Here is a 6,164-nt window from a genome sequence, read left to right as displayed (position 1 = left end):
TCATAAAATAAAAAAGGGTCATGAAAAACATGACCCTCAAAAATTTATGTGGCGTCCCCGAGGGGATTTGAACCCCTGTTGCCGGCGTGAAAGGCCGGTGTCCTGGACCGGGCTAGACGACGGGGACGTTATGTTCTGGTGGGCCGTGCTGGACTCGAACCAGCGACTCTCTGCTTAAAAGGCAGATACTCTACCAACTGAGTTAACGGCCCCTACTCTCTCGGGCCCACCTGCTTAAGTAGGCGCGTATGCTTATCATATTAGCGGTACGTTGTCAAGTAACTAATTAATCTTTTTTAAACTCTTCTCTCGTCACTTTTAAATTTATATATTCTATGTCTTGACGAGATTTGTCAAGGGGAATAAATAGCCATGCATGGAAGTAAAATCAAGTATGAAAATACCAGGATTAAAAATAGGGGACATCGAGACTAGGTTACCAATCATCCAAGGAGGCATGGGAGTTGGAATTTCCATGTCTAGCCTTGCCTCTGCAGTGGCGAGATCAGGCGGCATAGGTGTTATAGCCGCCGTGCTCATAGGATTCAAGGACCCAGAGTTTCACAAAAAACCTAGAGAGACCACCTTTCGGGTCCTATATGAGGAAATAAAAAAGGCAAAAGAGATGGCCTCTGGAGGCCCAATTGGGGTCAATATAATGGTGGCCTTAGAGGATTACGATGAGATTGTTAAAATCTCTGTTGAGGCTGGGGCAGACATCATTATCAGTGGGGCAGGCCTCCCATTGAAACTACCATCTCTGGTTCCAGAAGACTCCAACACAAAACTGATACCCATTGTCTCGTCTCCTCGGGCAGTCACCATTATTGCAAGGCGGTGGCATGAACATTTTGGGAGAATGCCAGATGGAGTCGTAGTGGAAGGGCCTCTTGCTGGAGGGCATCTGGGATTCAAACCCGAAGATCTAGACAAGCCAGAAAATAAAATTGAAAATCTCATACCCAAAGTAGTTGAGGCAGTTAAACCCCTGGAAGACAAAGCCGGCAGGTCAATTCCTGTAATTGCAGCTGGTGGCATTTATACAGGACAAGACATATACAATATTATGAAGCTTGGAGCATCAGGGGTCCAGATGGGGACCAGATTTGTTGCCACTGAGGAATGCGATGCATCCCGTGAATTTAAAGAAGCCTACCTAAAAGCCAAGGAAGAGGATGTAAAAATAATAATTAGTCCTGTTGGTCTCCCAGGTAGGGCAATTACGGGAGAGTTCATCGAAAAGGTACAAGAAGGACAAAAACGTCCTAAAAAGTGCATGTTCAAATGCCTCAAGGTATGTGGTTATCCCAATACCCCCTACTGTATTGGCTCTGCACTGATAAATGCCCAAAGGGGCAACCTTAAAGCAGGATTTGTATTTTGTGGCCACAATGTTTGGCGAGTTGACAAGATTGTCCCTGTTGCAGAACTCATGCGAGAATTAGAAGAGGGATTTATAAAGGCTGCAGAAAAAGATTAAGTGACCTCAAGGGGGTAAATGACTGCTACTTCAGCGGCCTCCCCCTTGAGGGGATGACAACTCAGCTCATACATCAAATTCTGTAAGGCATATTAAAAAATCTTCAAATGAGACTTTGATTCTCTTTCACATCTACTGTTTAAGATCTAGATAACAGTCTCTATCCACCCAAGAGCATCCTCGATTTCTCCGTATTGGAGCCCGGTTATCTCATCAAAAAGCCTCTTTGAAAGTGGGCCTGTCACTCCATTATTTATGACGTAATCAATTCCTTTATAATGAAGAGAACCAACTGGCGATATTACTGCAGCAGTGCCTGTCCCAAAACACTCAGTGAGAGCTCCAGATTGTGCCCCTTCTATTACCTCATCTATAGTTATCGGCCTTTCCACCATATTAAGGCCCCATTTTTTCCCGAGCCTAAGCACCGAATCTCTGGTAATGCCTGGTAAAATACTGCCGGAAAGGGCCGGAGTCACTATCTCATCTTCGAAGGCAAAAAAGATATTCATGGTCCCAACTTCTTCAACATAACGCCTCTCTTTGGCGTCTAGCCACAACACCTGGGTAAATCCTTTTGCCTTGGCCTCTTCACTGGCCATGAGGCTTGCTGCATAATTCCCAGCTGTCTTAGCCTCTCCTACCCCACCTTTTGCAGCACGAACATACTTATCTGTAACGAATATCTTTACTGGATTGAAACCTTCTGAATAGTATGCACCCACTGGGCAGAGAATGACAGAAAGGATGTATTTTTTGGCAGGTCTAACTCCCAGGTATGCCTCAGTAGCGATCATAAACGGCCGAATATAGAGACTCGTACCTTTATTAGCTGGGACCCATCTTTCTTCGACTTTAACCAATTGCTTTATTGCATTAAGTAGAAATTCCTCATCAACGCTGGGCATACACATCCTGTGAGCAGACCTATTCAGTCTTTTCATGTTCTCATAGGGTCTAAATAATCGAATCTTTCCATCTTCACCCCTGTGTGCCTTGAGCCCCTCAAAAATGGCCTGACCGTAATGGAGGCAAACAGCTGCTGGATCGAGACTAAAATTGCCATAAGGAACTATCCTGGGGTCATACCACCCCTTTTCCTCTTCATAATCCATGACAAACATGTGGTCTGTAAAATGAATGCCAAAACCCAAGTTTTCTGGCTTTGGAACAGGCTTTCTATCATCTTCTGGCAAGAGTCTTAGTTCTATTTCGTCCATAAGCCCCATGAGAACACCCTCTCTTATTTAGTTTCACGCTACTGATTTACCCCTTAAAGAGCCTGCTTTCAAGTGCCCTTACTATCTTTTGAAACATTTGGTCGTGTTTTACTCTAAACTCCAGCCATTCAATATTTGCCAATAGTCCTTCAACCTCACATGAGATAACGTAGTCTGTATCTGGAATTATAAATGTAAGCACACTATTTCCCATCTCTTGATACTTTTTAAGGACCTTTTTTTGTCCATTCAATGCCATATATGGATCAACATTGGCGTTGTACATGGTGGCCAGAAAATAACCGTTATATAGAAGAGGAGACTCAAATGGCTTATTTTCTTGTATCAGAGTGGATATAAAATCAAATTCTCTATTCTCTATTGCCTCTAATATTAAGCCGTCCAAAAGATCTCTTTTCGTTAAGTATGGAGGGTCACTAATGCATTTGCCTAGGGCAAGGTTTCTCTCAGGACAGAAAGGATGGAGTTCATTTTCTCCCACTCTAGGAAACCTCATACATGAAAGAGGCCTATCACAATATATGGCGCAAAGATTGTCCTTAGTTAATGCAGGGCAACTTAATGCCTCCTGGGGAATCAACCATTCCACAACAAATGGACGCCTTTCAGGGGTTGGTTCATCGATATCTGGAAGGGCCCCTATCAAAAGTGTGGAAAAAATGACTTCGTTATTTTCTCCTAGATATGGGAGCCTTTTTACTTCTCTGCAACAAAGGGCGCCACATCGATCACTGCAAATCTTTCTTATTTCCAAGCCCCATCTCCTTTATCACTCTCAGAGTTCGAAATATGTGTGCCTTGCCTATAGTATGCGGGCTGTATGGAATAAATCCATGATTTTCGCTAAAACCATCAGGCCTAAGCCCCCCAATGATCACGGAACCATCTTCGTCAATATAGTTCACCTCAATGTCTAAAAGGGGCCTAAGTACCCTTAGACACCCGTTTTTGTCCTTTCCTATTTTTAAGGGCCAGAATCTTCGCTCCAAAAATGTCTCATACCAAATACCCTGACTAAAGTTGCCTGAAAATGAGTCTCTCATTATAGGAAAGGTCCAATACATGAAGTCAACATCATAATTGTTTTCAAGTAACATCTTGATGTCATTAATCCCCTGAAATCGAAGATCATACCATGCCCAATAATTGGCAATATCTTGCCTTACCAAAGTTCTTCCCCTATCTTCAAAGGCCCATAGGGCATGACATGTACTACAAGCTACTCGTCTGTTTTCATCCTTCCCATGACCAGGTATTTCCGTAGATATGTCCCCATGACAATCCATACATGATGGCATTGCATCAATTTCATGAGCTTCACAGGGTCCTTTTTTGTGGCAGTCAGTGCATTTAAATCCCAGACGCCAGTGTACGTCAGGGGTCATCTCAAGCCACTGGACTCCAAAGGACAAGCGTTCCTTTTTTCCTGCCCTAAATGGTACTTGAAAGGCCTCAGTGATATCCTTATCAAATCTTCCTACGTAATCCCATCCTACAAAGTTTCCATGGTGACAACTCAAACAATTTTGATCGGAGACCTCTCTATATATCCGATGGACACCAGGGCCATCGCTTGGTCTCATATGGCATGCGCCACAACCGAGCCTACGTCTAGTCCCGGGATGGTCATCTCCTCTTGAATATACGTGACACCGGACACATCTGCGCCTAATCATATCTGATATGAGACCTCTTAGGGTCATAAGGGGTTGTTCGTTCAAGAGCCCATCTACTGTTGGTGGCGTATCTTTTGGGAAAAATGCATTCCAAATGGTGCCTATCTCGTTATCAAGGGTATAATGCAGGGAGCGTGAGGCGGTTTCAACCTCTTTTGGATGACACTTGGCACAAGCAATTTTTGCCCCTTCAACGCTTGAAGGGCTTTTTATAAGGCCAATATGAGCCTCTTCTTTTTTTAGGGAACGAGGATTTCCTTTATGACAAACTACACATTTAAACTTGTGGTCTTTTTGAATTACAGTTACATGGCATGTCTTACAGCTGTTACCGAAGTCTAGCTTTGGCTTCGAGAGCTCACAGCCCCAAAATGCTATTGAAGCAAAAAAAGCAAATATTATTATGGGAATAAACTTTAAGGAATTCACAGGTTAAAATGTACGACACTCCACTATCTAAATCAACTCCACAATACCAAGAGGCCCTCAACTATATCTCGAGATTTCAGTTCCACGGATTTAAGCTCGGGCTGGAAAGAATGCATTCTATTTTGAACGCCCTAGACAATCCCCATAAACAATATCCATGCATACATATTGCAGGCACCAATGGGAAAGGATCTGTCTGCGCCTTTTTAGAGGCAATCCTGAAAGAATCAGGGGTGAAGGTAGGGCTTTATACTTCGCCACATCTATACAGTTTAAGAGAACGCTTTAGAATAAATGGTAATTTGATCTCAGAACAGGAGCTCACAGGGCTCATATTCGAAATCAAGAAATTTACCGATAAAGGTTTTGAACTCAGTTACTTTGAGTACACCACAACCATTGCAATGACATGGTTTGCTCGATGCGGAGTAGATTTGGCCATCTTCGAAACAGGGCTAGGAGGGACCCTTGATGCGACCAACGTGGTTACACCTATTATTTCAATCATAACAAACATATCTCTTGAGCACCAAGCCTTCCTAGGAAACACCATTAGAGAAATCGCAGGAGAAAAGGCAGGAATCATAAAGCCCAATTCTAAAGTTATTACAGGAGCAAAAGATCCCGAGGCACTAAACGTAATATTTGATGTCTCCAGGAGACAAGGAGCAAAGTTGTTTACCCTTGGAAAGGACTTTTATTATACACCTAAAGACAACAATCACATGGACTTCTTCTTTGGCAAAAGGCAAATAAATGATCTTCAAGTTGGACTTTTAGGCAGACATCAAATGGAAAATGCATCTCTTTCACTTGCGGCCTCTAATATACTTGAAGAAGAACAATGGACGATCACTGAAGATTCCATACGTAAAGGTCTTAAAACGCCATTTTGGCCAGGTAGAGGCGAAATCATCCGACATGACTTTACATGCCTGCTTGATGGTGCCCATAACACTGCTGGAATAACTGCCTTAAATAGGCTCTTGGATGAGGTGCTCCCAGAATTTCGTGGAAGACGAAAAGGTCTCCTATGGGCAATGAGTGATGAGGGAGGAGACAAGGACTTCAAAAGGCTTTTAAACATGATAGCCCATAGATTTGATTGGATTGTCATTACCGAACCTCCAGGGCCCAGACGCCCCATTTCAGTTGAATCATGGAAAGATATTGATTTGGATATAAGTGTAAAATTGGATTCCGATTGGAACAAGGCCCTTAGACATGCCCTAACAAAATTGGAGAAGGGGGATCTACTTGTCGTGTCAGGGTCCCTCTACCTTGTTGGTAGTGTAAGAACTATTTTAAGAAATGAAATAACCAGCTGATTTTAAAAAT

General features: G+C 43.1%; 5 protein-coding genes and 2 tRNA genes. 2 read left to right on the top strand and 5 right to left on the bottom strand.

Features of this window, described 5'->3' with window-relative positions; translation table 11 throughout:
• Positions 1-49: 49 nt before the first annotated feature.
• Together DBT_RS10385 and DBT_RS10380 are read right to left on the bottom strand one after the other, a co-directional pair.
• A tRNA-Glu gene (locus DBT_RS10385) sits at positions 50-127 on the bottom strand.
• A gap of 9 nt (positions 128-136) precedes the next feature.
• Positions 137-212: transfer RNA gene (locus DBT_RS10380), tRNA-Lys, on the bottom strand.
• A gap of 182 nt (positions 213-394) precedes the next feature.
• On the opposite strand from DBT_RS10380, the gene DBT_RS10375 reads away from it, so the two are divergent.
• Positions 395-1,480 (top strand): NAD(P)H-dependent flavin oxidoreductase, encoded by a 1,086-nt coding sequence (locus DBT_RS10375; protein ID WP_067620211.1) that lies wholly within the window; start codon positions 395-397, stop codon positions 1,478-1,480.
• A gap of 146 nt (positions 1,481-1,626) precedes the next feature.
• Here the strand turns inward: DBT_RS10375 and DBT_RS10370 are convergent, their stop codons facing one another.
• Genes DBT_RS10370 through DBT_RS10360 form a run of 3 tightly spaced genes read right to left on the bottom strand, consistent with a single transcriptional unit; the run spans position 1,627 to position 4,826 of the window.
• Complete coding sequence (locus DBT_RS10370; protein ID WP_067620208.1) at positions 1,627-2,700, bottom strand: branched-chain amino acid aminotransferase; 1,074 nt, start codon at positions 2,698-2,700, stop codon at positions 1,627-1,629.
• A 46-nt stretch (positions 2,701-2,746) separates the two neighbouring features.
• Positions 2,747-3,475, bottom strand: coding sequence for a YkgJ family cysteine cluster protein (locus tag DBT_RS10365; protein ID WP_067620182.1), 729 nt, complete (start codon positions 3,473-3,475; stop codon positions 2,747-2,749).
• A complete protein-coding gene (locus DBT_RS10360; protein WP_067620179.1) occupies positions 3,450-4,826 on the bottom strand; it encodes a hypothetical protein in 1,377 nt (458 codons plus the stop codon). The genes DBT_RS10365 and DBT_RS10360 overlap by 26 nt, the downstream gene beginning before the upstream one ends.
• An 8-nt stretch (positions 4,827-4,834) precedes the next feature.
• Between DBT_RS10360 and DBT_RS10355 the strand changes: the two genes are divergently transcribed.
• Positions 4,835-6,154 carry a bifunctional folylpolyglutamate synthase/dihydrofolate synthase gene (locus DBT_RS10355; RefSeq protein WP_067620176.1) on the top strand — a complete coding sequence of 440 codons (1,320 nt, stop codon included), beginning with the start codon at positions 4,835-4,837 and terminating at the stop codon, positions 6,152-6,154.
• The last annotated feature ends 10 nt before the right edge of the window (positions 6,155-6,164 follow it).

It is taken from the genome of Dissulfuribacter thermophilus (genome assembly GCF_001687335.1).
Classification (GTDB): domain Bacteria; phylum Desulfobacterota; class Dissulfuribacteria; order Dissulfuribacterales; family Dissulfuribacteraceae; genus Dissulfuribacter; species Dissulfuribacter thermophilus.
Note: the sequence above shows the minus strand (reverse complement) of the source record. Positions and strands in the feature narration are given on the sequence as shown.

What these genes read in the sequence shown, in the direction of transcription:
- DBT_RS10375 (WP_067620211.1), top strand. Translation starts at nt 395, where the DNA reads ATGAAAATACCAGGATTAAAAATAGGGGACATCGAGACTAGGTTACCA.
- DBT_RS10370 (WP_067620208.1), bottom strand. Translation starts at nt 2,700, where the DNA reads ATGGACGAAATAGAACTAAGACTCTTGCCAGAAGATGATAGAAAGCCT.
- DBT_RS10355 (WP_067620176.1), top strand. Translation starts at nt 4,835, where the DNA reads ATGTACGACACTCCACTATCTAAATCAACTCCACAATACCAAGAGGCC.